19 protein-coding genes are annotated in these 25,825 nt (G+C 45.0%); 16 read left to right on the top strand and 3 right to left on the bottom strand.

Going from position 1 to position 25,825, the window contains the following annotated elements; all coding sequences use genetic code 11:
* Window positions 1-103: 103 nt before the first annotated feature.
* From B0I21_RS17470 to B0I21_RS17455, 4 genes are all read left to right on the top strand, one after another.
* Window positions 104-721, top strand: a complete 618-nt coding sequence (locus tag B0I21_RS17470) for an RNA polymerase sigma factor (RefSeq protein WP_133641780.1) — start codon at window positions 104-106, stop codon at window positions 719-721.
* Between the two features lie 79 nt (window positions 722-800).
* Entirely contained in the window at window positions 801-1,910 is a 1,110-nt protein-coding gene (locus B0I21_RS17465) for a FecR family protein (protein WP_133641779.1), read from the top strand.
* Between the two features lie 5 nt (window positions 1,911-1,915).
* Entirely contained in the window at window positions 1,916-4,999 is a 3,084-nt protein-coding gene (locus B0I21_RS17460) for a SusC/RagA family TonB-linked outer membrane protein (protein WP_133641778.1), read from the top strand.
* A 17-nt stretch (window positions 5,000-5,016) separates the two neighbouring features.
* Window positions 5,017-6,585: a RagB/SusD family nutrient uptake outer membrane protein gene (locus tag B0I21_RS17455; RefSeq protein WP_208292384.1), complete on the top strand. Its 1,569-nt coding sequence runs from the start codon at window positions 5,017-5,019 to the stop codon at window positions 6,583-6,585.
* 160 nt (window positions 6,586-6,745) lie between these two features.
* Here the strand turns inward: B0I21_RS17455 and B0I21_RS17450 are convergent, their stop codons facing one another.
* Window positions 6,746-7,765, bottom strand: coding sequence for a LacI family DNA-binding transcriptional regulator (locus B0I21_RS17450; RefSeq protein ID WP_133641776.1), 1,020 nt, complete (start codon window positions 7,763-7,765; stop codon window positions 6,746-6,748).
* Between the two features lie 185 nt (window positions 7,766-7,950).
* On the opposite strand from B0I21_RS17450, the gene B0I21_RS17445 reads away from it, so the two are divergent.
* The 10 genes from B0I21_RS17445 to ligD all read left to right on the top strand — a co-directional run bounded on the left by B0I21_RS17445 (window position 7,951) and on the right by ligD (window position 19,835).
* Window positions 7,951-9,390 carry a mannitol dehydrogenase family protein gene (locus tag B0I21_RS17445; RefSeq protein WP_133641775.1) on the top strand — a complete coding sequence of 480 codons (1,440 nt, stop codon included), beginning with the start codon at window positions 7,951-7,953 and terminating at the stop codon, window positions 9,388-9,390.
* Window positions 9,391-9,423: 33 nt separating this feature from the next.
* Window positions 9,424-10,509, top strand: coding sequence for an MFS transporter (locus B0I21_RS17440; protein ID WP_243836219.1), 1,086 nt, complete (start codon window positions 9,424-9,426; stop codon window positions 10,507-10,509).
* A 60-nt stretch (window positions 10,510-10,569) separates the two neighbouring features.
* Complete coding sequence (locus tag B0I21_RS20430; RefSeq protein ID WP_243836217.1) at window positions 10,570-10,743, top strand: hypothetical protein; 174 nt, start codon at window positions 10,570-10,572, stop codon at window positions 10,741-10,743.
* A gap of 70 nt (window positions 10,744-10,813) precedes the next feature.
* Window positions 10,814-11,551 (top strand): hypothetical protein, encoded by a 738-nt coding sequence (locus B0I21_RS17435; protein ID WP_133641774.1) that lies wholly within the window; start codon window positions 10,814-10,816, stop codon window positions 11,549-11,551.
* Window positions 11,552-11,635: 84 nt separating this feature from the next.
* Entirely contained in the window at window positions 11,636-12,571 is a 936-nt protein-coding gene (locus B0I21_RS17430; protein ID WP_243836215.1) for a carbohydrate kinase family protein, read from the top strand.
* Between the two features lie 37 nt (window positions 12,572-12,608).
* Window positions 12,609-13,370, top strand: a complete 762-nt coding sequence (locus B0I21_RS17425) for a threonine aldolase family protein (protein ID WP_317130195.1) — start codon at window positions 12,609-12,611, stop codon at window positions 13,368-13,370.
* A 92-nt stretch (window positions 13,371-13,462) separates the two neighbouring features.
* Entirely contained in the window at window positions 13,463-13,627 is a 165-nt protein-coding gene (locus B0I21_RS20500; RefSeq protein WP_317130194.1) for a hypothetical protein, read from the top strand.
* Window positions 13,628-14,218: 591 nt separating this feature from the next.
* Window positions 14,219-15,247, top strand: a complete 1,029-nt coding sequence (locus B0I21_RS17420) for a glycoside hydrolase family 18 protein (RefSeq protein ID WP_133641773.1) — start codon at window positions 14,219-14,221, stop codon at window positions 15,245-15,247.
* Window positions 15,248-15,524: 277 nt separating this feature from the next.
* Window positions 15,525-17,249, top strand: a complete 1,725-nt coding sequence (locus tag B0I21_RS17415; RefSeq protein ID WP_133641772.1) for a patatin-like phospholipase domain-containing protein — start codon at window positions 15,525-15,527, stop codon at window positions 17,247-17,249.
* A 72-nt stretch (window positions 17,250-17,321) separates the two neighbouring features.
* Complete coding sequence (ligD, locus tag B0I21_RS17410) at window positions 17,322-19,835, top strand: DNA ligase D (RefSeq protein WP_133641771.1); 2,514 nt, start codon at window positions 17,322-17,324, stop codon at window positions 19,833-19,835.
* A gap of 54 nt (window positions 19,836-19,889) precedes the next feature.
* Here ligD and ku read toward each other — a convergent pair whose 3' ends face one another.
* Window positions 19,890-20,648, bottom strand: a complete 759-nt coding sequence (gene ku / locus B0I21_RS17405) for a non-homologous end joining protein Ku (protein WP_133641770.1) — start codon at window positions 20,646-20,648, stop codon at window positions 19,890-19,892.
* 131 nt (window positions 20,649-20,779) lie between these two features.
* Here ku and glmS point away from each other — a divergent pair, with 131 nt between their 5' ends.
* Together glmS and B0I21_RS17395 are read left to right on the top strand one after the other, a co-directional pair.
* The gene (gene glmS, locus B0I21_RS17400; protein ID WP_133641769.1) at window positions 20,780-22,621 is read left to right on the top strand and encodes a glutamine--fructose-6-phosphate transaminase (isomerizing); all 1,842 of its coding nucleotides are present in this window, start codon (window positions 20,780-20,782) and stop codon (window positions 22,619-22,621) included.
* Window positions 22,622-22,626: 5 nt separating this feature from the next.
* Window positions 22,627-24,810, top strand: coding sequence for a DUF4954 family protein (locus B0I21_RS17395; protein WP_133641768.1), 2,184 nt, complete (start codon window positions 22,627-22,629; stop codon window positions 24,808-24,810).
* 9 nt (window positions 24,811-24,819) lie between these two features.
* Here the strand turns inward: B0I21_RS17395 and B0I21_RS17390 are convergent, their stop codons facing one another.
* A complete protein-coding gene (locus tag B0I21_RS17390; RefSeq protein ID WP_133641767.1) occupies window positions 24,820-25,677 on the bottom strand; it encodes a DUF4886 domain-containing protein in 858 nt (285 codons plus the stop codon).
* Window positions 25,678-25,825 lie beyond the last annotated feature (148 nt).

Below are 25,825 nucleotides of genomic sequence, written 5' to 3'. Positions count from 1 at the left end.
AAAACGAATGCGAGTGTATTAAAATTAATATTTTGTTGATGTATACTTTGTTTATTAACTTAAGATTTTTATATACATTTGTTAAGTTGTCAAAATCACAAAGATGTTAGTATACCAAATACAAGGTAACCTAAGAGAAAACGAGGAGATTCAGCAGATGGCATTGGGGGTTGTGTCTGCTTTTAACTGGCTATACAATCATTATCATCAAAATGTCTATCGTAATATTTTTAAATTGGTAAAATCCGAGGAACTGGCCACGGAATTGCTGCAAGATGTCTTCCTCTCGCTGTGGCAAAACCGCCATAAATTTGCCGGTAAAGACACGGTAGGCGGATGGCTGTTCATGGTGAGCTACAATAAATCGTTGAATGTGTTACGCGGTAAGCTCAAAGAATCGGTTCACTACGTGGCAGAATACCCTACAGAGCCAATCGAATGCGGTGAGGATAGTATACAACAGTTTGACTTGTACGACAAGCAGTTATCGGTTTTAAAAGAGGCGGTTGACATTTTGCCTGCCCGTAAAAAACAGGTTTTTATACTGTGTCGGTACGAAGGCCGTACAAAAGAAGATGTGGCAGCAATGTTGGGCATCAGTAAGCAGTCGGTGTCCGATTACCTCAAGCAATCCAATAAAGCAATTCGGGACTATGTGCGGCATAACTACCCATCTTGTATCAGTCAATTGGTGCTGCTATTTGCTATCCTCAAAAGCTAAAAGTTAACGCGATGGTTTATTTTTAATTTTTTTAACCCGAAAACATCCCCTTTTTTCGTTTCTGGTGTATTTACCAGTAATGAAAGAGCAACTTAAAAAGCGTATAGCCGATTTTTGGGACGGTCGTTTAGATACGGTGCAGCAGAAGCGCCTATTGTCTGATCTGGAAAATGATGATGGCGATTTGCGCACGCAATTGAAACATGAATTTCAGAAAGGCGACGAGGATAAGGCCGATCGTCTAGCCGACGCTGATGCGCAATCTATACTGGAAGTGTTGCATCGCAAAATGGGTCTTGTAACTGCGCTTCCTGTTAAACGTCGATTGAAGACGTACTGGATGATCGCGGTAGTCATGCTCGCTGTCGTTGGCTTCGGTCTTTCCATTATGCGCTGGCGAAGCAGTGCTCCTGTAGCACATGATATCAACGGCAATTTTCTTGTAGCAGAAGACACCGTACGCTTAATAAACCGCAACGCAACCTCGAGGAAAACACAGTTGCCTGATGGTTCGACAGTGATTCTTTCCCCCGGCAGCGAGCTGGTCTTTATTAAGAGTACGGTCAAAAATGACCGCGTTTTTCACCTCCGTGGGCAAGGGCAGTTTCAGGTCGCGCATGACCCTTTGCACCCATTTGTGGTTTGGGCCAATGGTTTCACCACGACCGCGGTCGGTACAGCGTTTGCCATCAATGCGCACGCCTCCGAAAAAATTGAAGTAGAGCTCCTATCTGGAAAAATAATCGTAAAATCTACAGCCCGTTCAGCCATGCAAATTGCTGACCAATACCTCATGCCCGGGGATAAGTTGCGCATAGATCCACAGGTGCAATCCCTAACCTTGAATGGCACGTCTGCGACAATTTCAGGATCTGCTACGCACACGAAGGTGATGAAGGTGCAAAAGCACGATCTACCTTTCGTTTTTGTCGAAACACCACTAACCGAAGTCTTTGCCGATATCGCATCGCGAAAACACGTGCAGATCGTGATTGATTCGCTCGATCTTAAAGGCCTGTCTTTTACAGGAGAATTTAGTAATACTGAGCCCACATTAACCATGATCCAGATTGTTTGCCAAATGAACAACTTGGATTATATAGAGCAGGAAAATCAAATTATTATCAAACATGAAGAACATATAGATACAGTCTCGCCAATAGAAGAAAAATCAGATACACCTAATTAAATTCAATGAGAAAGAGAAGCATTTTTAGTAATGTTCGGTTAGCCTTGAGTGGGCTAGCTCTTTTCGTCGCGGTCAATGTTCATGCACAAACTAGTGGACAGCTCCGAGGCACGATTATGGACAGCAAGGGGACATCTATCCCGGGGGCAACGATACAACTGATCGATGCCAATGGTAAGACGGTGACGCAAGTTTCAACCGATCAAAAAGGCATGTTCGTCTTAGCGGGGTTGGACGCTGCCGGTCAATACCGCATTAAAGTCAGTATGGTGGGCTATGTACCCTATGAGACGGCGGCCACAGCGATAAAGTCGGGTGAAAGTAATTCGATGTTAATCCGTCTAGAAGAACAAAGTTCGGCTTTGGATGAAGTTGTTGTGGTGGGCTATGGAGAGCAAAAGCGCGGTGATTTGACTACCGCGGTTAGCTCCTTGCCTAATGTGTCCGATCAGGTCAATAGGCCGGTATCAAATCTTGAAGGTATGATGCAGGGCAACGTGGCCGGCGTGACGGTCATTTCTTCCGGAGGGAACCCTGGCGCTGGTCCGCGAGTGATGATTCGCGGCATGGGAACGCTAAATGGGGAATCACCGCTGTATGTGGTGGATGGAATGCCAAACTACGGCGGCCCTATCAACCCGAACGATATTGAAACGGTAGACATCCTGAAGGATGCAGCTGCAGCAGCCATCTATGGCGCGCAGGCCTCGTCTGGCGTTATCGTCATCACAACAAAGAGCGGGAAATCCGGTGCGCCAAAATTAAATGCCGATGTATACCGTGGCTGGCAAACGGCGAGCAATTTACCGTCTGCCTTGAACGCGGAACAGTATGCGCAGGCCTATAACACGGCGGCAAGAACCGACGGAGTACCCTTGAGTGCAGGACATGATGCGGCTCAAAATCCTTGGGGACAGGTAACACGCACCAACTGGATGGATGAAATTTTCCAAACCGGAACTATCCTCAATGCAAATGTGCAGTTGTCAGGGGGAGGTGAAAAATCCCGATATAGCTCGTCTTTCGGTTACCACGATAGCAAAGGTTCGTTGCTTAATACCGATTACAAAAGATTTACCTATCGCTTGAAATCGGATTTTGACTTTTTCGACCGTGTAACCGTTGGTCAAAATTTTTATGTAACGCACACCACAGCGCGTGGTGCGAACACGAGCGACAGCTATAGCGGCACGATCATTAATGCCATTTACATGAATCCCGCTGCTCCAGTCTATGACCAGAATGGCAATTTTCACGGTACGGTACCTCCCGAACTTGCAGGCTTTTCCGGGACATATGGCGATACCTACAATCCTGTAGCCTTGTTGCTAAGACCTACGGTAAGAAATCCTTCGTTAAGCTTAAACGGTAACGTTTTCGCTAATGTCAATATTTTCGACGGCTTGACGTTTAAGTCTAACTTTGCTCTTAGTTTGGTACGTTCATCCAGCAAGCGCTTTGAACCTAGAGTTCCGGAAATTGGTCGCGCGAACCTTAACAATTACCTTTACCATGAGGAATCTCAAGGAGATCGCTGGATTTGGGATCAGCAGTTGAACTACACGAAAAGTTTTGGCGAGCATAATCTTGATGTAGTTGCGGTTTATTCGGCTCAAAAAATGCGTGATGAAGGATATTCAGTGCGAGGGGTGGGATTCGAGCGCGAAGATCCGTGGTATCAATATATCGGAAATGCAGCATCCGTCCCGACTCTGCCCGGCAGTAGCGTATCAGAAGAATCGCTGACTTCTGCTATCGCACGAGTAAACTATAATTATGCAAACCGCTATTATATTGGCGCCAGTATCCGCAAGGATCGCTCATCGCGTTTACCGGTAGAAAATCGCTCCGATGTCTTCCCTTCCATTTCCGGTGCCTGGAAGATCTCATCTGAACCTTTCTTTGACAAAACTGTCGTCAACGACTTGAAACTGCGGGCTTCTTGGGGGCAAATTGGCAATATGCAGTCCATTCCTAGGTATGCCTACAATATTCCACTATCCACAGGGACATCTACGCCGCTTGGTTCAGATTTCGGGCTGGTCAGGCATTTTTCGGTCAACAAACAATACAACCCTAATATTATTTGGGAAAGATCGCAATCTTTTGATATTGGTGTGGATATGACTGTTTTAAATAAACTCACCTTAGCAGCGGATTACTATGAAAAGAAGACTATTGGTATGGTGTTTACCAATGATCCTGATCCGCATGTTGGTTTTGAAAGTGGGCCAACGACCAATATTGGCGATATCATGAACAAGGGCGTGGAAGCCACCATAAGATATAATGATACCTTTGGTGATTGGCGTATTGCAGCACAGGCCAATATCGGTGTCAATGACAATAAAGTCTTGCACCTCGACGACTATTCGAATGCCTTCATTCAGCATGGCGATAACGTGCGCAATGCATTGGTGCCTTATCGTACTGCACCCGGGCAGCGCCTCTATTCTTACTACTTAATTCCCAGTGATGGGATCTTTCAATCGCAGGAAGAAGTAGCTGCGCACGGCGTTCAGCCACGAGCCCGCCCTGGCGATTTGCGTTTTGTGGATACCAATGGCGACGGTAGAATTTCGGATGAGGATCGGGTGTACATGGGTAGTGCCATTCCGAGATTTACTTACGGCTTTTCCTTGAATGTAGATTACAAGAACTTTGATCTGAGTGTGCTAACCTACGGGGTGTCTGGTGTGAAGATCTTCAATGGCTATAAATTTACCGCGTATAATGCGGGTTCCAATGGTTATAACTTAGACAGCCGCGTATTAAACGCATGGACACCACAGAACACCAATACGGATATTCCCTTGCTGTCTAGACAAGATCCCAATAATAACTTTGGAACAGCCTCCGATTGGTACTTGGAAAACGGCGATTATTTCCGTATCAAGAATGTAACCCTAGGATACAATCTGCGCAATCTTTTTGGAAAATTACAAACGAGGGTGTATTTCTCGGCAGAAAATCCATTTACTTTCACTTCGTACTCGGGTATAGACCCTGAGGTAGGCAGTACGGGGTTGGATATGGCCAACTATCCACTGCCAAAAACCTACACGTTAGGGCTTAACCTTAATTTTTAACTGTAAACACTATAGAAATGTATTTAAAAGTAACTAAATATATCGCATTCGTTCTGCTCGCTGCAGGATTGTGTGCACAATCATGCAGTAAAAGTTTTACAGACTTAACACCGCAAGGTTCTATAACCGATGCTAACTATTGGAAAACCGAGTCTGATGCCATTTTTGCGGCAAACGGCCTCTACCAGCATTTTAGTTATGACAATATGTTTGGCCGCGGTCTCTTTTGGTTTATCAACGCCTCAGACGATATGGTAACTGGGCGCACGGATGCGGGTTCCGCAGCCGTACGTAACTTTACCGCTACCGGCAACGAAAACCGTATCAATAGCATGTATAGAATCTTTTATCAAATCATCCAGCGCGCCAATACGATCATACATAAGGTGCCGGCAATGCAGATTAATGAAAGCATCAAGCGGCGCGTGCTTGGGGAAGCATATTTTATGCGGGGATATGCCTACTTCTATTTGGCGCAGTATTACGGCGATCAACGCGCTGGTGTGCCAATCGTCACGGAAGAAAATATGCTGGAAACATCGTTTGTTAGACCACCGCACGTACGGGAAAATTTTCTGCAGATCGAAAAAGATCTTCTGGCAGCAGCCGACTTGTTGCCCTTGTTAACGACTTACGATGCTAATGATCTCGGACGTGCCAATAAGGATGCCGCTTACGCATATTTAGCGAAAACAAATATACAGTGGGCACGCTACGACAATGCTCGCTGGGCAGAGGTCGTTAAGTACTGCGATATGGTGACGAATTCTGGGTCGGGTCGTAAGCTTATCGATACGGATAGGCCCGAAGAAGATTTTGCCAGTGTCTTCTATATTGCGAACAACTATTCTTCGGAATATATATTCTCTGTCGTCTCCAATAAAGTGAATGGCTGTATTCTTCCGGCGGTTGTTTTTGAAAACACCGGTTACGGTCTTTACAATGGCTGGGGATATTTCCATCCCTCTTTAGAACTCTATAACTCCTTTGAAGCGGGCGATGCGCGAAAAAAGGCAACAATACTGGAATTCAACGATAGCTACACCCTATTTGGCGAGGAACGCAGGTATTATTCGGCCAATTCGCAGACTGGCTTTCAGTTTAAGAAGTATATGGAGCCTTTTCGCTACCCAATCGCGCAGCATCTAAATCCAATTGGGGATTATCCCACCTCGGATCTGAACGTTCCTTTGGTGCGTTATGCGGATATACTCCTGATGAAAGCCGAGGCAAGCATCATGTTGGGCCAAAGTGGCGATATGGAAATCAACTTGGTGCGCAATAGAGCGGGCTTACCCGCGCTTCAGGGCGCCACGCTCGCCGATTTAAAACGAGAAAGAAGATCGGAGTTTGCGGCAGAGTATACCGATAGGCATTCCGATTTAGTGCGTTGGGGTGATGCACAGGCAGCCTACGCACGTCCTGCAACAGGTAGACAGCATGCCAACAAAACGGATCCGACTTCTTCTTATACCATAGTAGAGGTTTGGAGTGGGCGCAGATTTGATCCCTCCGTTCACCATGTTTGGCCGATCCCGCCACCGGATCTAAGCAATTCTGGAATAGCGCAAAATAACGGCTGGTAACAAATTTTCTGAAAAGAAAGCGTATAAGCTGTTTCCCTAATCTGTACTTGGGGAAGCAGCTTATTTTTTTACAGCGAACGGTAAGGTGTTAAAGATTTTAGTGTTCAAGAAACAGCGGTAAAGCTCTATATGCTGTGCATGGATCTTGTTTAGACAAAAATTAGACCGGGTTGCCCAACGTGGATGATCTGTAGATCAATTTTGCGTCGAGTGTAACCGATTGACATGGAGCCACTGCGTTATTGATTTTTTCCATAACCAATGTTGCTGCCGTTTCGCCCATTTCCACCAGCGGCTGTTGCACATTGGATAGTGGCGGGTGAACGATTGTGGCCATTTCTGTTCCGGAAAAACTTGCAATCGCAATCTGCTCGGGAATCCGGTATCCTTGTTCCAATAAATAGTTCATCGCGCCAATGGCTAAGGTATCGGTAAATGCGAAAATACTATCGAAAGCAATGTTTTTTTCGATAAGCTCCTTGGCTGCATCGCGTCCGTGCTGAAACAGCATCCCTTGCGGCTCCACAAGAAGCTGCGGATCAAACAACTGATGCTTGGTCAAAATCCGACGGTAGCCACTAGCGCGTTCCTCTGCATTACGTATGCTGGAAGGGCCTTTTAAATGTACGATCCTTTTTCTTCCGATACTGATGAGGTGCTCTACCATAAGCGAGGCTTTGATGTTGTCGTTGACCAACACTTTTGAAACATCCAACGTGCGCGGTGGGATACGGTCGAAAAAAACCATAGGGATGCCCTTTTCCATTACCTGTTGATAGGTTGCTTGATTAAATGTTTCATGACACAGGTTGATGATGATGCCGTCTACATTAAATTCCTCCAAAAGCAACAGGTTCTTTCGTTCAATTTCAGGATTTTCGTCAGATTGCATAATGATAACCCTATAGCCCAATGGGTACAATACGTTTTGCACACCGCGTAAAACCGTGGAAGAGAATGGTGTCGTCATTTCGGGTACAACAAAGCCAATGTTTTTTGACTTACCATACTTTAAACTCAGTGCCATGGGGTTGGGGCGATAACCCAGCTTTTGAGCACCTTCAAGCACGATACGCTTGGTTTCTGGATGGATATGTTTATCGTCTACAAACGCTCGTGATATCGTAGAGGTTGATAGTGCCAGGTATTTGGACAAATCTTTAATAGTTACGCGCTTCATAACCTTTCTCTCTGTTTAATTATTTTCTCAAAGGTAAGTATAAGAAAGTTACTTTGGGATCGTTCCCTTAACTTTGGGATCGATCCCATATGTATAATATTGATTTTCAATTTTTAATAAACATGCTATTCGGTAGTTTTGGTTAACCAGTAAGATTTTATTATAAACCGGTAAATTGTTATACGATGGGAAATCAACATAATTTTGATGGCGAGCGCATGAATTGCGGAATTTTGCATATCGGTGTAGGAAACTTTCACCGTGCACACCAAGCTTTTTTTATTAATCAGCTGTTAAGGGATGAAGACCAAGCGAATTGGGGTATCTGTGGGGTTTGTTTATTAGCTTCAGACAAAAATACCTTTCAAAACTTGACAGCGCAAAATTTACGTTATACCCTTACGGTATGCGGAAGGGACGGGCGGGATGAACTGCATGAAATTGAGGCTATAAAAGAATTGCTGTGGGCGGTTGAACAGCCTGATGCTGTTCTGGATAAGATTGCGGATCCTGCTATTAAAATCATTACCCTGACCATCACGGAGGGTGGGTATAACCTCGATAAATCGACGCAAAGCTTCATCTGGGATAATGAAACGGTAGAACATGACCTAAAACGTCCTTCAGCGCCAAAAACGATTTTTGGTTTTATTGCAGAGGGATTGCGGCGCCGTCGTGAAAAGCAGGTCGGTGGCCTCACTATTTTATCCTGCGATAATTTACAGCACAATGGTGATGCCGCGAAACAGGCTTTCACCACATTCATTGCCGAGCAGGACGAGGATCTATTCCATTGGGTTCGCGACCATGTCAGTTTCCCGAACAGTATGGTCGACCGTATCACGCCGACAACCACTGCGCAAGATGTAGAGCGATTGAACAAGAAAAGTGGCATAGCCGATAAAGCGCCCGTGTATTGCGAAGATTTTATACAATGGGTAATCGAAGATAATTTTATTGCAGGAAGGCCGGCACTGGAAAGAGTAGGGGTAGAGTTTACCGATAATGTCGAGCCTTTTGAAAACATGAAACTAAGTTTATTGAATGCTTCTCACACACTGTTGTCGTATCCGTCTATGCTCAAAGGTTACCGTAAGGTTGACCAAGCGATGCAGGATGAGGATATACGGGCATTCATAAAAACATTTATGGATTTGGATATCACGCCGCATGTGCCAGCGCCAAAGGGAACGGATTTGGAAGAATACAAACAAACATTAGTCGAGCGTTTCGGAAACAAATCGGTAAGCGACCAAGTGAGCCGTTTATGTGGCGATGGGCTTTCTAAATTTCCAGTCTATATCGTTCCGAATCTTAAAAAGATGATCGCAGCAGGCCAAGATCTCAGCCGTGTCGCTATACTCATTGCAGCTTATCGACATTACCTAGCCTATCTAAAGGATGATACGGGATCAAGCTATGAAATTAATGAACCATGGCTAACACAACAGGACTTAGATCTTATAAAGGATGAAAATCCACTTGCCTTTTTGGCAATACCTCCATTCAAACATCTGAATTTAGCAGATGAAAAAGGGTTTGCCGAACACTATGTCAATTATGTAAAACGCATAAAAAATGAAGGGATGGGGACTGTGCTAGCGAATCAATCTTTATCTCATTAATCCATTTAAATCATTCAAATAAATCTAAAGGTTATGACATCCAATACACGTAATAGCATATTGCCATTTGCTACAGTAACTTTTATATATTTTATTGTAGGGTTTCTGACAACTGTAAACGAACAGTTGCAGGCGCCATTAAAAATCACATTTCTTGCTGATGCGGGTCAGTTAAAAAATACATTCACCACGTTGATCACCTTCTTTTTCTTCTTAGGTTACCTGTTAAATGGCACAGTAGCCAGTAAGTGGGTGAACCGTTTGGGCTACAAAAGTACCATCTTGCGGGGACTGTTCTTTATGATATCGGGTTTGGTGATGTATTTTATTTCCTCTTGGATCGGATCACAACACACGCATCTCGTACTGCAGCTGGGCGATACGATTGTACCTTATGGCTTTATTATCTTTGTGATGGGATCGTATTTAATGGGGACCTCGGCAGCCGTTATTCAGGTGGTTGTGAACCCTTATGTGGCGTCTTATGAATTGCCTGGAACGCAACCCGTGCAACGTCTCAATATCACGACGGCAATTAATTCTATCGGTACAACATCTGCACCTTTCTTTGTAACGGCAGTGATGTTTGGCGGGGTTTCCATCGCAGGTATTGAAATTAAGCAATTACTATTGCCCATCGCTGGGCTTGTGCTCTGCGTATTGCTGGTGACACTTGTTACCAAAAACCTCAACATTCCTGATATTGCGCATACGCGTGCTGTCGACGGTGAAAAATTGGAACGTAGCATATGGTCTTTCCGGCACTTCGTGCTTGGTGTACTGGCTATTTTCTTTTATGTGGGCACAGAAGTTGCCATTGGCGCCAATATAAATCTGCACGCTTTTGAGCTGATGGAATCGGGGCATCCGCTTACTTTCTTCGGAAAAACAGATATCATTATTGGTGGCATGGATCTCGGTATACATGCTTTACTGTCCACCTTATATTGGGGCGGTTTCCTGGTTGGACGCGCGATATCCAGTTTCTTCAATAAGATATCCGCCAAAACACAGTTGATAACCACAACTATTTTAGCAACGGTGCTCGCTATCATCGCCATGGTTACCCAGAATTTATGGTTTCTAGTAGCTATTGGTCTGTTGCACTCTTCGATGTAGAGCTGTATCTACTCGCTATCGATAAAAGGCTTAAAGAAATACACCTCCAAAGCGTCCGGCGTGTTTATTTCTGCCGTTTTCGGTGGTGCCGTGTTCACCCTTATCCAAGGCGGCTTGGCCGATCTGCTAGGCTCTTGGCGTTGGACTTGGATGTTGACCGTGGTCTGTGAATTGTTAATGCTGGCCTACGCTTTATTTGGATCGCGCATTCGCGCCAAAGATATACTTGACTAAAGCAGGTTATTGATTCGAGCGCCCTTCGGCAACGATATACTAACAAATTTTATTATCAAACTCTATTGCAATGAGACAAGCTAAATTATTGGCCATGCTATGCCTATGGCTTGTGGGGTCAGGGATGCTTTTTGGGCAGGAATTACACTCATCCTTACAGCTTCGGAATAACCACCTGTGGCGAGGTATTGAAGTGGCATCTGGGCTCGTTTACACCGGGGATATAAAGTTGGCCTACAAAAATGTTTACGGTGGGTTTTGGGCTGCCGGCAATACCAGTGGCTCCTATAAGGAATTTAATAATTTTGTAGGCTACAAGCATAAACGCTTCGCCGTTGAGCTATGGGATATCTACAATTTTTCCCCCGATGCCACCTATAATAACACCGAGTTTTTTAATTACCGAAACAACGAAACCGGGCGATTCTTTGATTTTCGAACATTTTATACGTTAAGTGAAACTGTACCGTTAATAATAAGCTGGAATACGGTGCTGTTTGGACGAGACAGAGATCTCCAAAATTCCAAAAATAAATTTTCTACATTCGTATCTGGGGAGTATCCGATTGTAAAAAATGAGCAGATTGAAGTGCGAGGACGCTTAGGGTATAGCTTTGCATTAAATAACGGCGAAGGGGAGCAAGCGAACTTTTTTTCAAGGAATGCGGGCTTTAATGAGATTAGTTTGATGCTAAGCAGAAACCTGAAAGTGGGAGATATTGTGTTGCCATTAGGTCTATGGGGGATGTGGAATCCGGTAGATAACCGGGCCTTTCTTCAGTTTTCGGTACAGGCCTATTCTTTCTAACCAAAAATTCGGAAGGCTTTAGCAGAGGCTTAGCAGGATAAATAGATCGAAATAATAATCACGTAAAAAGTATATCAAAATAGTATGATGCAGGAAAATAAGATTAAAGTAGCATGTTTCGGAGAGTTGTTGTGGGATATTTTTCCTGGCGACAAACGGAGAATTGGCGGGGCGCCGTTTAATGTCGCTTACCATCTATTTAAAATGGGCATCGATGCCACGATGATCAGTGCGATTGGAAGCGATGATTTGGGGCTGGAAGTGCTGAATCAGCTTAAGGCCTGGAACATGTCAACCGAAGGGCTGCAAATTCATGAAAGCTATCCCACAAGCACGGTCGTTGCCCACATGGATGAAAATAACGATGCTCATTATGATATTGTGGAAAATGTCGCCTGGGATTTTATTGAAAAAACCATTGCAAACCAAACCATTGTTCACGAGGTAGATGCGTTAGTGTTTGGTACGCTATCCACCCGCAATGAGGTGTCTCGGTACACCTTATTTGATTTCTTGGAACGAAGTAACTATAACGTGTTTGACATCAATCTACGGGAACCATTTTACCAGGTAAACACGATCAAGGATTTGTTGTATAAGACAGATCTGGCGAAGTTTAACAAGGCAGAACTGCGTATGATGCTCGATTTTATGGGCAAGTCCTACAGCAGCGAAAAAGACAGTATCAACTATCTACAAGACACTTTTGATTTGCGGGAAGTCATTATTTCTAAGGGAAGTAAAGGCGCCTTGTATGCTCGGGAAGATAATTTCTATTTGTATCCTACGGTTCCCGTTGCGATAAAAGATACGGTTGGCAGTGGTGATTCCTTTTTGGCTGGTTTCTTGTCAAAGCGGTTAGAAAAGGACGCCACAGCTGAGCAGACTATGCGGCGGGCGGTTACCCTGGGCGCATTTGTCACGGCCAAAGAAGGCGCCTGCCCGGAATATTCACTCAACGAGTTTGTGGATTTTCATGATCAGCATGCTGTGGCCCCACTAGATTTTACCGATAACTAATGTTTGCAAGTACGGTGTATAAACAATAAAATTGATCATGATGAAAATTGATTTGCGTAGTGATACCGTAACGTTGCCCACAGCGGGCATGCGTGCGGCGATGGAAATGGCTGAACTGGGCGATGATGTCTATGGTGAAGACGTCACAGTTAATAAGTTGGAGGCAAAAGTAGCCGATATGTTTGGCCGGGAGGCCGCTTTGTTTTGTCCTACTGGAACCATGACCAACCAATTGGCGATACGGGTGCATGTACAGCCCGGAGATGAGGTGATTTGTGACAAGCTAGCCCATATCTACCTGTATGAAGGTGGCGGAATTGCGTTGAACGCTTTTGCTTCGGTGAGGCCGTTGGATGGCGACCTCGGGAGGCTTACCGCGGAAATGGTCGAGCGATCGATCAACAATCCACATGATATACACCAGCCGATCACAAAACTTGTATGCCTCGAGAATACGGTTAATAAGGGCGGGGGCAGCATGTATGATTTTGACGAAATAAAGCGGATCAAACAAGTTTGCAAAAAGAATGGACTTATCTTACACCTAGACGGAGCGCGACTCTTTAACGCCTTGGTCGAGACGGAGCAAACACCGCAAGACTATGGGAAAGATTTTGATAGCATCTCCATTTGTCTGTCAAAAGGGTTGGGCTGCCCGGTAGGGTCGGTGTTGATCGGTTCCCAAGAGTTGGTAAGCAAGGCACGGCGTTTTCGTAAAGTGATGGGCGGAGGATGGAGGCAAGCCGGTGCACTAGCTGCTGCAGGGATTTATGCCTTGACCATCATGTCGACCGCCTAAAGGATGACCATCGAAGAGCAAAAGACCTAGCCGATATATTGACGCAAAACTCCCATGTAAAGGGCTGTTATCCGGTGTCAACAAATATCGTAATGGCCGAACTGGACGGCAAGATGAATGCTGCAACCTTCGTGTCTAAATTAAAAGATGTGGGCATATACGCTGTGGCATTCGATACCTATTTAGTTCGCTTTGTCACACACTTGGACATCACCGATCAACATTTGGATGTGCTAAAAAGCAAATTGAGATTTTAGTAGTCCGAGAATGAAGACCATGTCAGGAGAAGAGTTTCGATTAAATATTTATTTTAAATAATGATCATTGGAAATATTGCGGCTACATTAGCGCTTCTGGAGGTAATAAATGTAAGTAGATTGAGCGTCGAATATGTTTATGTGTTTTGAATATTTCATTTAGATAGAATAAATACTCTTTTTATGCTATTTAATGTAATTATTTTGTTATATTTAAATCGCTTTATGATGATTGATTAATGAAGGAGGGTTTGCTAATGGCGAACATCTGTTGTGGGATAAATATTTGCTGATATTGGCCATTTTGGGCTGCTAGAAAGGTTTGGGAGCGTACGTTTGTCGCGTAGTAATTTGTATATGCTTTCGAGAGTAATGTTTCAAGCGGATGATAGTTGGGATTTAGGTTTGGTAATTTGTTTTTACTGGTTTACAGGTTTTGTAGCGACTATGATAAGCTGACATAGGTAGCAAGCCGGCACATGTCTTCAGTCTATGCTGATGAAAATTAATTTTCTCGTGAAAATACGTGACGCCATCTATTGTCGTGGCTGAAACACGGGAATGCGTTTTAAGAAATTAAAAGTCAAGACTATGAGCTATTTAATCATGCAAAAAACTGCAAAATTTAGAAACCTCGTTTTAGGTCTATCGGCCTTATTGTTTTTATCCTGCAAGCAAGAGGTACTCGACGTGGCACCCGCGGAAGAGGCGCTTATCACATCCAACCAAGATCAGCTACCGGTGGCTTCTGCGGAGAAATCTACCGGGATTAAGATCGTCAGTTGTATGGAAGTAAATGACACGAACCCCCTTAACAACTTGAGCTTGACCTTAAAAAATAGCGGCAAGCCGTTAGTTGACATGGTCATTTTATTTTCTTCCAATATTAATTACGATCAGCAAACTGGGAAAGTGCGTGTTACACACAATGATAACGTTACGCACCTGTTGGAAAATAAGGATAAATATTTAAAGCCGCTGAAGGATAGGGGCATGAAGGTCATCCTTAGTATTCTTGGCAATCACGATCGTGCAGGTGTGGCCAATCTGGATGAGCAAACAGCGCGTGACTTTGCCAGTGAAATTCGGAATGTTTGCGCAACATATGATCTGGATGGGGTTTTCTTCGATGACGAGTACTCTAGGTACGAAAATCCACCGCCCCCGGGTTTTGTCACACCTTCCTATCGGGCTGCAGCACGCTTATGTTACGAGACAAAAATGGCGATGCCCGAAAAGCTTGTCATGGTGTATGTTTATAGTTTGACCGGAGACTTCGGAGGTGCAAATGCAATACCACAGGCGCAAGCCGGCGCGTACATCGATTATGCACTGCATGATTACTTAGCATCGTTTGATTTAAGCACTAGATACCCAGGCCTGCCTCGGTCAGGTTGGGGGATGTCATCTGGTGAATATGCCCTGAACAGATATCCAACCACGGCAGCGCTACAAAATCTTAGGTCTGGCGGATATGGCGCACACCTGATATTTGCCTTTGATCCAAATCGGGCAAACTTCTCCAGCCGCCAAATGCCCGCCTTGCAAAATATAGCTTCTATTTTATTTGATGACGAGTTGGTTTTTGACACCACGCATCGATATACAAAAGACTGGTAACCGGTAAATTGTTTTTCTTTTGAGTAAGTGGTCATTTCGATTGTGTAAATGGCCGCTTCTCTAAAAGAAGTAATGAGTAATAGGGTTATACGTGTGCATCAATGCCCTATCTAAACCTAGTATCGGCAGCTCTAGACTACATTTCTGGATGAAAATATGCCGTTAATTTTTCATTATTTTTTGAGAAATAATACCTTTCCGCTTGACGAATATCTTTTGTTTTACTATTATTGATAACTGCTCATCAAACGACCGTCTTTATTAAACATCATCTCGCATGGAAGAAAAACAAAAGTTTAAAATCTGTCTGACGATGGCGGGAGCCGTCTCTGCTGGCGCTTTCACTGCCGGTGTTATGGACTACCTTTTGGAAACCTTGGATCTGTGGGAAAAGGCAAAACAGAAAAACATAGCACGTGGGGTTACACATGCAGATTATGACCATTCCATCCCGATGCACGAGGTAGAAATTGACGTGATCAGTGGGGCGTCAGCCGGTGGGATAACGGGCGCGCTGACGATGCTCAATTTGGTTGACAAAGATTATCGGCCTGTCAATAAGGATAACCCGCAGGGCAAAATGAACCGATTTTATCAAAGTTGGGTTGAAATGGCAGATGACGATCAGTCGGATACTTTCGAGAAGATGCTGGCGAAAGACGACCTTAAGAAGCTTAAAAAGGGGGAAAAGCCTGAAGCGCTTTTGAATGCAGATCCTATTGATGCCATAGCAAACAATATGTTGCAACTTAATCAGCTGCAAGAATACCCATCCTATATTTCACCAGATCTCGATCTCGTATTAACCACCACAAACTTACGCGGCATCAATTTTCAGCTGGATTTTGGAGGCTACGGAAAAACCGGCCCTATGATCACAAGCCACGCGGGTTTTTTTCGATACAAATTAGCGCATAAAGATTTGCCCGAAGGGATTCCTCCCGGGAATGAGCTGTACTATGTCCTCAATCTCCGTAATCCAAGAGATATGAATTACCTAAAGGAAGCTACGCTCAGTACAGCGGCGTTTCCAATAGGTTTGAAATCGCGTGAAGTAGCCATATCGCAAGAATTTATAAGCCGTTATCCAAACTATCTTTTCGGGCAGCAAAAAGGCATCCGACCGCTGATTAAAGAAAGCTCGGTATATAAATTCAATTCAATCGACGGTGGTCTGATCAACAATGAACCCTTTGCAGTAGGTCTAAAAGTGCTTAGGGAGAAAAACCCAGCCAATTTAAGCGATCGATACGCCGTCGTGATGATTGATCCTTTCCCCAATAGTGATCACGATGTGGAAGACGAAAACCCGCGCCCGGATATTATTACGGTAGCGAAAGGGATGTTTAAGGCGCTGCGCAATCAGGCGATGTTCAACCAAGATGGGATATTGGATGCCATCGAAGGGCGCGACCACACCAAGTTTCTGATTCAACCCGTTCGTAAACTTAAAGTGGGCAAGGTGATGACTCCCGTGAAAAAGCAGCTAGCCTCAGCCCCCTTCAGTGGCTTTGGAGGCTTTATGGATAAATCGTTCCGATTACACGATTATCATTTGGGAAGGTTGAATTGTCAAGCGTTTTTACGATACTATTTTGCGCTGCCAGAAGGCGAAGTGGCAAGCAGGCTGGGGCGCGAACCGCACGATTTGGCCAAGGTGAGATTCGCATTTAATGAAAAGCAATTTGATGTGCAAAGCCGAAATCTCTTTCCAATCATACCTGACCTGCGGGTGATTAAAGCACGAACCAACGAGATGGATCACGAAAAGTTCGGAGCAGACGCCCAGTTAGATTTTATGGACTTTCCGGTAATTGCCGAAGCCGATTTTAACAAGCGCTACAAACAAAAGATTAAGCAACGATTGGAAGCGGTTTTAAATGCCACCATTGGAAATTTCTGGTTTAAGGCACTCAATCGTTTATTTATCCGTAAGTCGGTCTCGAACATCATTATCGATGCTATTTTGAAGGATTTTCGCGAGAGCGGACAAATCCGTTAATGCAGCTCTTTAGCGTCGTTTCTGCCCGATGCACAACTAAAAACAAATACTATCGTCGGCTGTTCATAGCGTATGGCAGCGCTGGAGAAATACAATCAAAAACGAAACTTTGAAAAAACAAAGGAGCCGAAGGGTGCCCTCTCCGGCAAAGGGAAGAAGCTGCGCTTTGTCGTGCAGCGGCACCATGCCTCCCGCTTGCATTACGACTTTCGTCTGGAAATGGAGGGTGTGCTTAAGAGCTGGGCCGTGCCCAAAGGCCCTTCGCTAGATCCTAAAGACAAGCGTTTGGCCGTTATGGTGGAAGACCATCCCCTAAGCTATCGCACGTTTGAAGGCGAGATTCCAAAGGGTAACTACGGCTTTGGGACCGTTTCTATATTCGACGAAGGGTACTACACCGCGCTAGAAAGAGGCGAGGGGGAGCAAGAACTCTTGGAGGCACTTGAAAAGGGAAGTATTAAGATTGTGCTGCAGGGTAAAAAGTTAAAAGGCGAGTTCGCGCTTGTGCGTATAAAAAATCCACAAGAGGATAATGCTTGGCTCCTTATTAAACATCAGGATAAATATGCGATGGCCGATGGATACAATGCGGAAGACGAAATACCGGCAGCGATCAAAGAGCAGGGTAAGTTATTCCGAAAATCGCAACATGGAGGTTCGGGACGCGGCGGAAAGAGGTCTGCCGATAAGCCTGCTGCCACGGATAAAAAAAGCGCAGAAACGAATGATAAGGAAGCCCGCGGAGCGATATTCGAACCGATGCTTGCTGTACTTTCCGAAAATGTTAATGAGGACGAGGAATGGATCTTCGAGCAAAAATTGGATGGCTTCCGGACTATTGCCCAAGTAACGGACAAGACCGTGAAGCTAACCTCCCGCAACGGCATCAATTTTAATAGCAAATTCCCGTCCATAGTCCAGGCGCTCCAACAGCTAGGAAAATCAGTCATCCTAGACGGCGAAGTCGTAGCGGAGGATCCAAAAGGCCAGTCCAATTTCCAGCTCCTGCAACATGGCGAACCGCTACCTGCGAAATTTAAATTGCGGTACTATATTTTCGATATACTCATGTTAGATGGGAATGATCTTCGGGATTTTCCCTTGTCAGACCGTAAGGATTTATTGCGCCGGTTATTTTCGAAGCTTTCGTTGGCCAACGTGTTGATGGTGCCCGAATTAAAAGAAGATCTGGAACACGCCATGCAGCGTGCCCATAAGAAGAATTGGGAAGGTGTTATTGCCAAACAGGCCGATAGTCGCTACGTATCTGGCAAGCGATCAGCCTTATGGCGGAAACTCAAGCTGCAACAATCGCAAGAGGCTATTATCGTAGGTTTTACCAAGCCAAGCGGAAGCCGAGTAGGTTTTGGCGCATTGGTTCTCGCGGTGCAAGGTGAGCAAGGTTTGGTCTATATTGGTAATGTAGGTACCGGCTTCCCCGACGATGTGTTACGCGAGATGAAACATGAGCTGGATAACGATATTGTTGAGAAAAAGCCATTTTCAAAGGATGTTGCGGTGGCTAACGAGAAAAGTGTGGCCTGGGTAAAACCTAAACTGATCGCTGAAATAGTATATAGTGAATGGACCGCTGACGGCCATCTCCGCCACCCTGTGTTCAAGGCACTTCGCGACGACAAGGCCTTGGCAGACATCAAGCGCGTTATTCCGATAAAAGATATCCAGAATGAAAGAGAGCTTACCTTTGGACGCAAAAAGTTGAAGCTTTCCAATCAAAAAAAAATATATTGGCCAGCGGAGCAGATAACGAAAGGTGACCTGCTGGATTACTACGAGCAAATGGGCGATTTCATCTTGCCTTATTTGAAGGATAAGCCTATCTCTATGAATCGCTTTCCCAATGGCGTAGAGGCATCCAGCTTTTTTCAAAAAGATGTCGATAAGGGTACAGGACCGAGCTGGCTAAAAACCGTGGAGCTGGAATCGGAATCTACAGGAAACGTTGTCAATTACCTACTTTGTAACGACCTGCCCACGTTGCTTTGGATTGCCAATATGGGGTCTATAGAAATTAATCCCTGGCTTGCCAGTTATCGAAAAAAGACGAACCCGACGTTCGCAGTACTGGATCTCGATCCAAACGGAGCAGATTTTGCCGAGGTCGTCGCTGTAGCGAATACAGCCCACGATATTTTGGAAGAAGCGGGCGTGAAAAATTTTGTAAAAACTTCAGGTTCCACGGGTCTACATATTTACATTCATGTTGCCGGGCAGTATGATTTTGACGTGGCACGAGATTTCGTGCAGATGGTTGCCGAACTTGTGCATGAGCAGCATCCACAGACCACAAGCCTAGAACGGTCGCCCACGAAGCGAAAGAATAAAATATACCTGGATTATATGCAGAATAAACGCGCGCAAACGGTGGTAGCGCCATACTCCGTAAGGCCTAAACCCGGCGCAACGGTCTCTACTCCGTTGGAATGGTCGGAGGTCAACGATGAATTGACCATTCAGCAATTCACCATGCAGACCGTGCTCGAGCGAATGGCTTCAAAGCCTGATCCCTGGAAAGACATTTTTCAAGAGAAGGCAAACCTTAAAAAAGCGATTGCCTCTTTTTAACAGGATAGCGCACGCACATCCCGCGACTTCGTTGTATGACCTGTCGTGCTAGCGCTAGCCTAAACTCGCTTTTAGTTTGGCCAAGAGCTCTGATGCCTTGGTATTTTCTTTGTCCACATTGATCTTGCGAATCGTTGCGCGTTTTCCCTGCGCTTTCTTCTTGATAATTTTCAAAAGTTCTTTGCTATATTCATTGCGATAGCCGGATATGTCAAAGTCCGAGCTGTTTTGTTTAATCAGTTTTACAGCCATATCCATCTCTCCTTTTGAAATACGGCTGTTGGGCACATTCAAATCTCCGGTATCACGAATTTCTTCTTCAAATCGTAATTTGTTGAGCAGCAACATACCGTCGCGCGGACGGACGATTGCCAGGTTTTCTGTGGTGCGCATGACAAATGTGCTCAGACCCACATGCCCGGTTTTTTCCAGCGATTTATACAGCAGCGAATATGCCTTTTCGCCACCTTTTTGCGGTTCCAGATAGTACGGCGTATCAAAATAGATACTGTCGATATCTCTTTCTTTGACAAAAGTCTGTAGATTGATCATCTTGTTTTTCTCGGGCAGGGCATCCTCAAAATCCGCCTCCTCCAACACGACATACTTATCTTTCAAAAAGTAACCCTTCACAATGTTGTCCCAGGGCACTTCCTTACCCGATTTGTCATTTACCCGTTTAAAACGGATGTTGGACAGGTCCTTTCTGTCTAACATATCTAGATCCAGCTGGCTAGTCTGGATCGCGCTAAATATCTTAATCGGTATATTCACCAGGCCGAAGCCAATTGCCCCTGTCCAAATTGCGCGCATAGTAAAACGTTTTTGTTGTTAGAACGACGCAGATTGCTAAATGTTTTTCAATAAATACGGCTAATCAATCGATTGCGGTACGTAATTTGTCCTATATTTAGCCTTTGTAAAAAAATTAAACGCAATTATTTATGTGTGGAATTGTTGGCTACGTAGGTAGCAACTTAGCCTATCCGATCCTTATTGACGGATTAAAAAAATTAGAATATCGTGGCTATGACAGCGCCGGCGTAGCGCTTCATACAGGAAACGCCCTGGAGGTGTATAAAAAAGAGGGCAAGGTCGCTGCGCTGGAAGACTTTGTTTATGGAAAAAATATTCAGGCGACCGTGGGAATTGGCCACACGCGCTGGGCCACGCACGGGGTGCCTTCAGACAGAAATGCACACCCACACTATTCCAACTCGGGTAATATTGCCATGATCCATAACGGCATTATTGAAAACTATGCGCAGCTCAAAAGCGAACTGCAGCAGAAAGGGTATACCTTCGCCAGTGATACGGATTCGGAAGTGTTGTTGAACTTTATCGAAGATATCAAGATTAATAATGATTGCTCGCTCGAAGAAGCCGTTCGTGTAGCGTTGAAGCGCGTCGTTGGGGCCTATGTCATTTTATTGATTGATAAAGATCTGCCGGACACAATAATCGCTGCAAGGAAAGGTAGCCCGTTGGTCATTGGTATTGGGAACAATGCCCATTACCTAGGCTCTGATGCCTCGCCCATGCTCGCTTATACCAAAGAAGTGGTGTATATCAACGATTATGAACTGGCGATCGTAAGACCCGATGAATTGATCTTGAAAAACTTAGGTAATGAGCGAATTACCCCTTTTGTGCAAAAGTTGGATATCGAACTGGCTGCGATAGAAAAAGGCGGTTATGACCATTTTATGCTTAAAGAAATATTTGAACAGCCACAAACCATTTTCGATTCGCTCCGCGGGCGTCTGGATGCGGAGCATCAGCACATCACATTGAGCGGAGTGGACAAGATCAAGGAGAAGCTTATCCATGCAAACCGCGTCATTATCGTTGCTTGTGGTACAAGCTGGCATGCCGGGCTGCTTGCCGAGTATGTCATCGAAGAGCTTTGCCGCATAAACGTTGAAGTAGAGTACGCCTCGGAGTTCCGGTATAGAAACCCGATCATCACGGACAAGGACGTGATCATTGCCGTATCTCAAAGTGGAGAAACGGCGGATACATTGGTCGCCATTGAAAATGCAAAAAAACAAGGAGCAACGATTTTTGGATTGGTCAATGTGGTTGGATCGTCTATCGCTAGGATGTCTGATGCAGGAGCCTATACGCATGCGGGACCAGAAATTGGAGTCGCCAGCACAAAAGCGTTTACGGCGCAGTTGGCTTTATTGTACCTCATCGCATTGAAAGTGGCGTACGAGAAACAGACGATCGATCAGACCTTGTTTAACAAATTGTTGGGGGATTTGGCCAAGGTTCCACAATATGTTCAGGATATATTGGAAGAGCAAGATGCTGCCATTCAAGAAATCGCCCGTAAATATGCGGATGCGAATGACTTTTTGTATTTAGGCAGAGGATTCAATTTTCCTATCGCCTTGGAAGGAGCTTTGAAGTTAAAAGAGGTATCGTACATACATGCCGAAGGATATCCTGCGGCTGAAATGAAGCACGGGCCTATCGCACTGGTTGATGAAAATCTTCCTGTCGTTTTTGTGGCTACCAAAGATAGCTATCACGAGAAAATAGTGAGCAATATACAAGAAATCAAAGCGCGAAAAGGACAAGTAATTGCTGTTGTTTCGCAAGGGGACAACGTGGTAGCCGGCTTGGCCGATGATGTAATGGTTGTACCGCAGATACATGAAATCATTGCACCTATCTTGTCCGTAGTACCGCTCCAATTGTTATCATATTACATCGGAATTAACCGCGGGCTGGATGTCGATAAACCGCGAAACCTCGCCAAATCGGTAACCGTTGAATAGCGCATATGTCGAAAATTTTAAAAAAGAAACTCACTGATTTAGGGTATGGTTTCGTGCCAGAAGCCTACCTGCAAAACGGCGACGAATACGTTTACCGAAACCAACAGTTTCAATCGACAGCTACGTTTAGACCGCTGCGTGAGGATGAGATAAAAGTCCTGCTGCGCAATGATAATTTTGCCAGCAACTGGAAGGATATCTGGGTTACCGATCGATTTTTACCAGAACAGATACAAAACAGCAAGTTTTATGGTATGGTACGCATCGGTGATATGGATGATGTGTATCTCGATTTCCGGGACCTGCGCCTACCGTGTGGTATTTACAATTCGACCATCATCAGCTGCGACTTCGGCACTACGGTCGCGGTGCACAACGTTCGGTATATGTCACATTTTATTATCGGTAACGATGTGATGCTGGCCAATATCAGTGAAATGGAAACCAGCAGCTCGGCGAAGTTTGGAAACGGTATACTGAAACGGGGCGATGTAGAAGAACGAAGAATACGGTTAGAGCTGTGTAATGAAAATGGGGGAAGGTCTGTATTGCCCTTTGATGGGATGCAGGCTGGCGACGTGTTTCTGTGGTCACGCTACCGCGATGATCATAAACTACAACGCCGTTTTCAGGAGATGGCAGAAGCACAATTTTGTGTCGAGCATGGCTACTACAGCGAGATTGGCGAACGCTCCGTCATCAAAAATACCCATACCATAAAAGATGTCAAGATTGGTGGGCATGCCTATATCAAAGGGGTTAACAAACTGAAAAACCTAACGATTAACTCGTCTTCGGAATCCTATACACAGATCGGAGAGGGCTGCGAACTCGTCAACGGCGTTATCGGTTATGGTTGTCGTATTTTTTATGGTGTCAAAGCTGTCCGGTTCATTCTGTCATCCAATTCGCAATTAAAATATGGCGCTCGTTTAATCAACTCTTTTCTTGGCGATAACTCAACGATTTCGTGTTGTGAAGTATTGAATTCATTGATTTTCCCTGCGCACGAACAGCACCATAACAATTCTTTCCTTTGTGCAGCAGTTGTCAAAGGCCAAAGCAATATGGCCGCTGGCGCAACGGTGGGATCCAACCATAATTCGCGCGCCGCCGACGGTGAGATCGTCGCCGGAAGAGGTTTTTGGCCAGGCTTATGTGTCAGTCTAAAGCACAATTCGCGCTTCGCTTCGTATACCTTGATTGTCAAAGGAGATTTTTTGCATGAGTTGGATATTAAATTCCCGTTCTGCTTAGTGAGTAATGAAGTCGATACCAATCGGTTGGTCATTTTGCCCGGCTACTGGTTTTTGTATAATATGTATGCGCTGATGCGTAATACCTCGAAATTCGCAGCTCGAGATAAACGCAAATTCAAAAACCAATATATTGAGTACGACGTCTTGGCACCGGACACAATCAATGAAATGTTTGATGCTTTGCGCGAGATCGAGACTGCGGTAGGAAAGACATGCGCAGCGGAAGGAACGTCGAAAGAAGACTGGACAGCTTTAGGTCGCCGCATGCTCAACGCCAACGATCCGCTTGCCGGAAACTCCGTATTACTCGATAACGTGGAATTCTCCAAGCGAAAAGTTGTGTTGGCAAAACCCCGCGAATCGTACCATGTCTATAAGCGCATGATTCGCTATTACGCATCATTAGAAATTATCGCTGCACTGGAAACGAGCGATTCCATCGCTTCTTTCTGGACACTTATAAAAGGCATTGACCAAGACAGAAAGAGATTTGAGAACATCGGAGGGCAACTCATTCCTGCCGCGAAGTTGAACCAGCTTTTAGATGATGTGCGTGCTGGCGGGCTTTCTTCCTGGCATGATGTGCATGACCATTATCACGCTTGGAGTAGGGATTACCTAAGCGATCGTTTTGAACACGCGGTGTCATCATTGGCCGAGGTGCATGAAAGCGAGTTGTCGGATTGGGATGATCTGTTCCTCCGCGATCTATTGACGGACGCGCTCGAAACCAAAAGATGGATATGTTCCGAAATTGAACACGCACGTGCAAAAGATTATCAAAACCCGTTTAAGCAGATGATTTACAATTCTTATGAAGAAATGGAGGAAGTTGTGGGTAAATTGGCAGACAACGACTTCATCAATAAGGAGAAAAGTGCGCTAGCAACATTTGAAGCTACTGTCGATAAGCTTATCAATAAGCTCTAGGAACAATTCCTAGAGCTTTATTTTAGATACTTTGTAAGGTTTTTTTACAGCGGCATGTGCCGCTTTTTTTGCTATGGTAGCCTGTAGATCGGTTATTGACGCTGGCTTGTAGCTGTTGTTGCGCACATCCTCGTGGAAAAGCTTTTCAAACCAGGTGCAGGCGGCAGTGAAGCGGCCATAGCCCAGCTCTAAGTGATAGCCGTCGCGCGTATAATGGTCACCGATGGAGCTGCTACGCGCGTTTTGAATCGCGGTGCCCGCTGGAACAATTTCTCTGAAATACCCAAGTTTTTTCACCTTTTTCGAGGTGTTTGCAATCGCACGATACATCAGCCGCTGATCGCTATTGTAGTTTTTAAAGCCATCATGCTGCGCATCGTTCTGGTACGCCCAGGTTTGATGATAAACAAAATTTGGCCGAGGGCCAACCTTATTGCGGACATAAGCGACCAACTCGGGCAAACTCGCTACTATGTTTTCATATTTTCCGGATAGGGGGCTCGCTTGTTGGAAACTGATGTAGTCCCACTGTTCGTCGTGAAGCGCCTCGGCTATACTAACATCGGCTGTTGTCTTCTTTGTGCCATCTAGGGAGATCTTGCGATAGCTATAACTTTTCGCATCGTTACGCACATGTTGCACATGCAAGGAAAGCGGCGCACCGCCAATGTACAAGTTCCCAATAATGATGTTCTTGTCGGCAGCGGCGGCCAGCTCATGAAGATAATTCTCAATACCATCTTCAGAAAAGCTATTGCCTATGGCTAAAATGCGCAAAACTGTATCTCGTACCGTAGCCTGCTGCGCATGGCCGAAGAGATGAAAAAACAGTGTTATAAAGACAATAAATAAGGATTTTCTAGTCATATGAATGTTTTCTTATCGGTGTAAAGCTAGCAGGCCAAGCCAACGGATACGAAGCATGTTAAGCCTTCATTGAAACAGTTTTAGCGTTAATCGCCGGAAAAACTACTTCGCTACGAAGGTAAGGAAACCCTGCGGCTTATAGCACGTT

The organism is Sphingobacterium paludis, from assembly GCF_004364125.1.
Lineage (GTDB): Bacteria > Bacteroidota > Bacteroidia > Sphingobacteriales > Sphingobacteriaceae > Sphingobacterium > Sphingobacterium paludis.
Note: the sequence above shows the minus strand (reverse complement) of the source record. Positions and strands in the feature narration are given on the sequence as shown.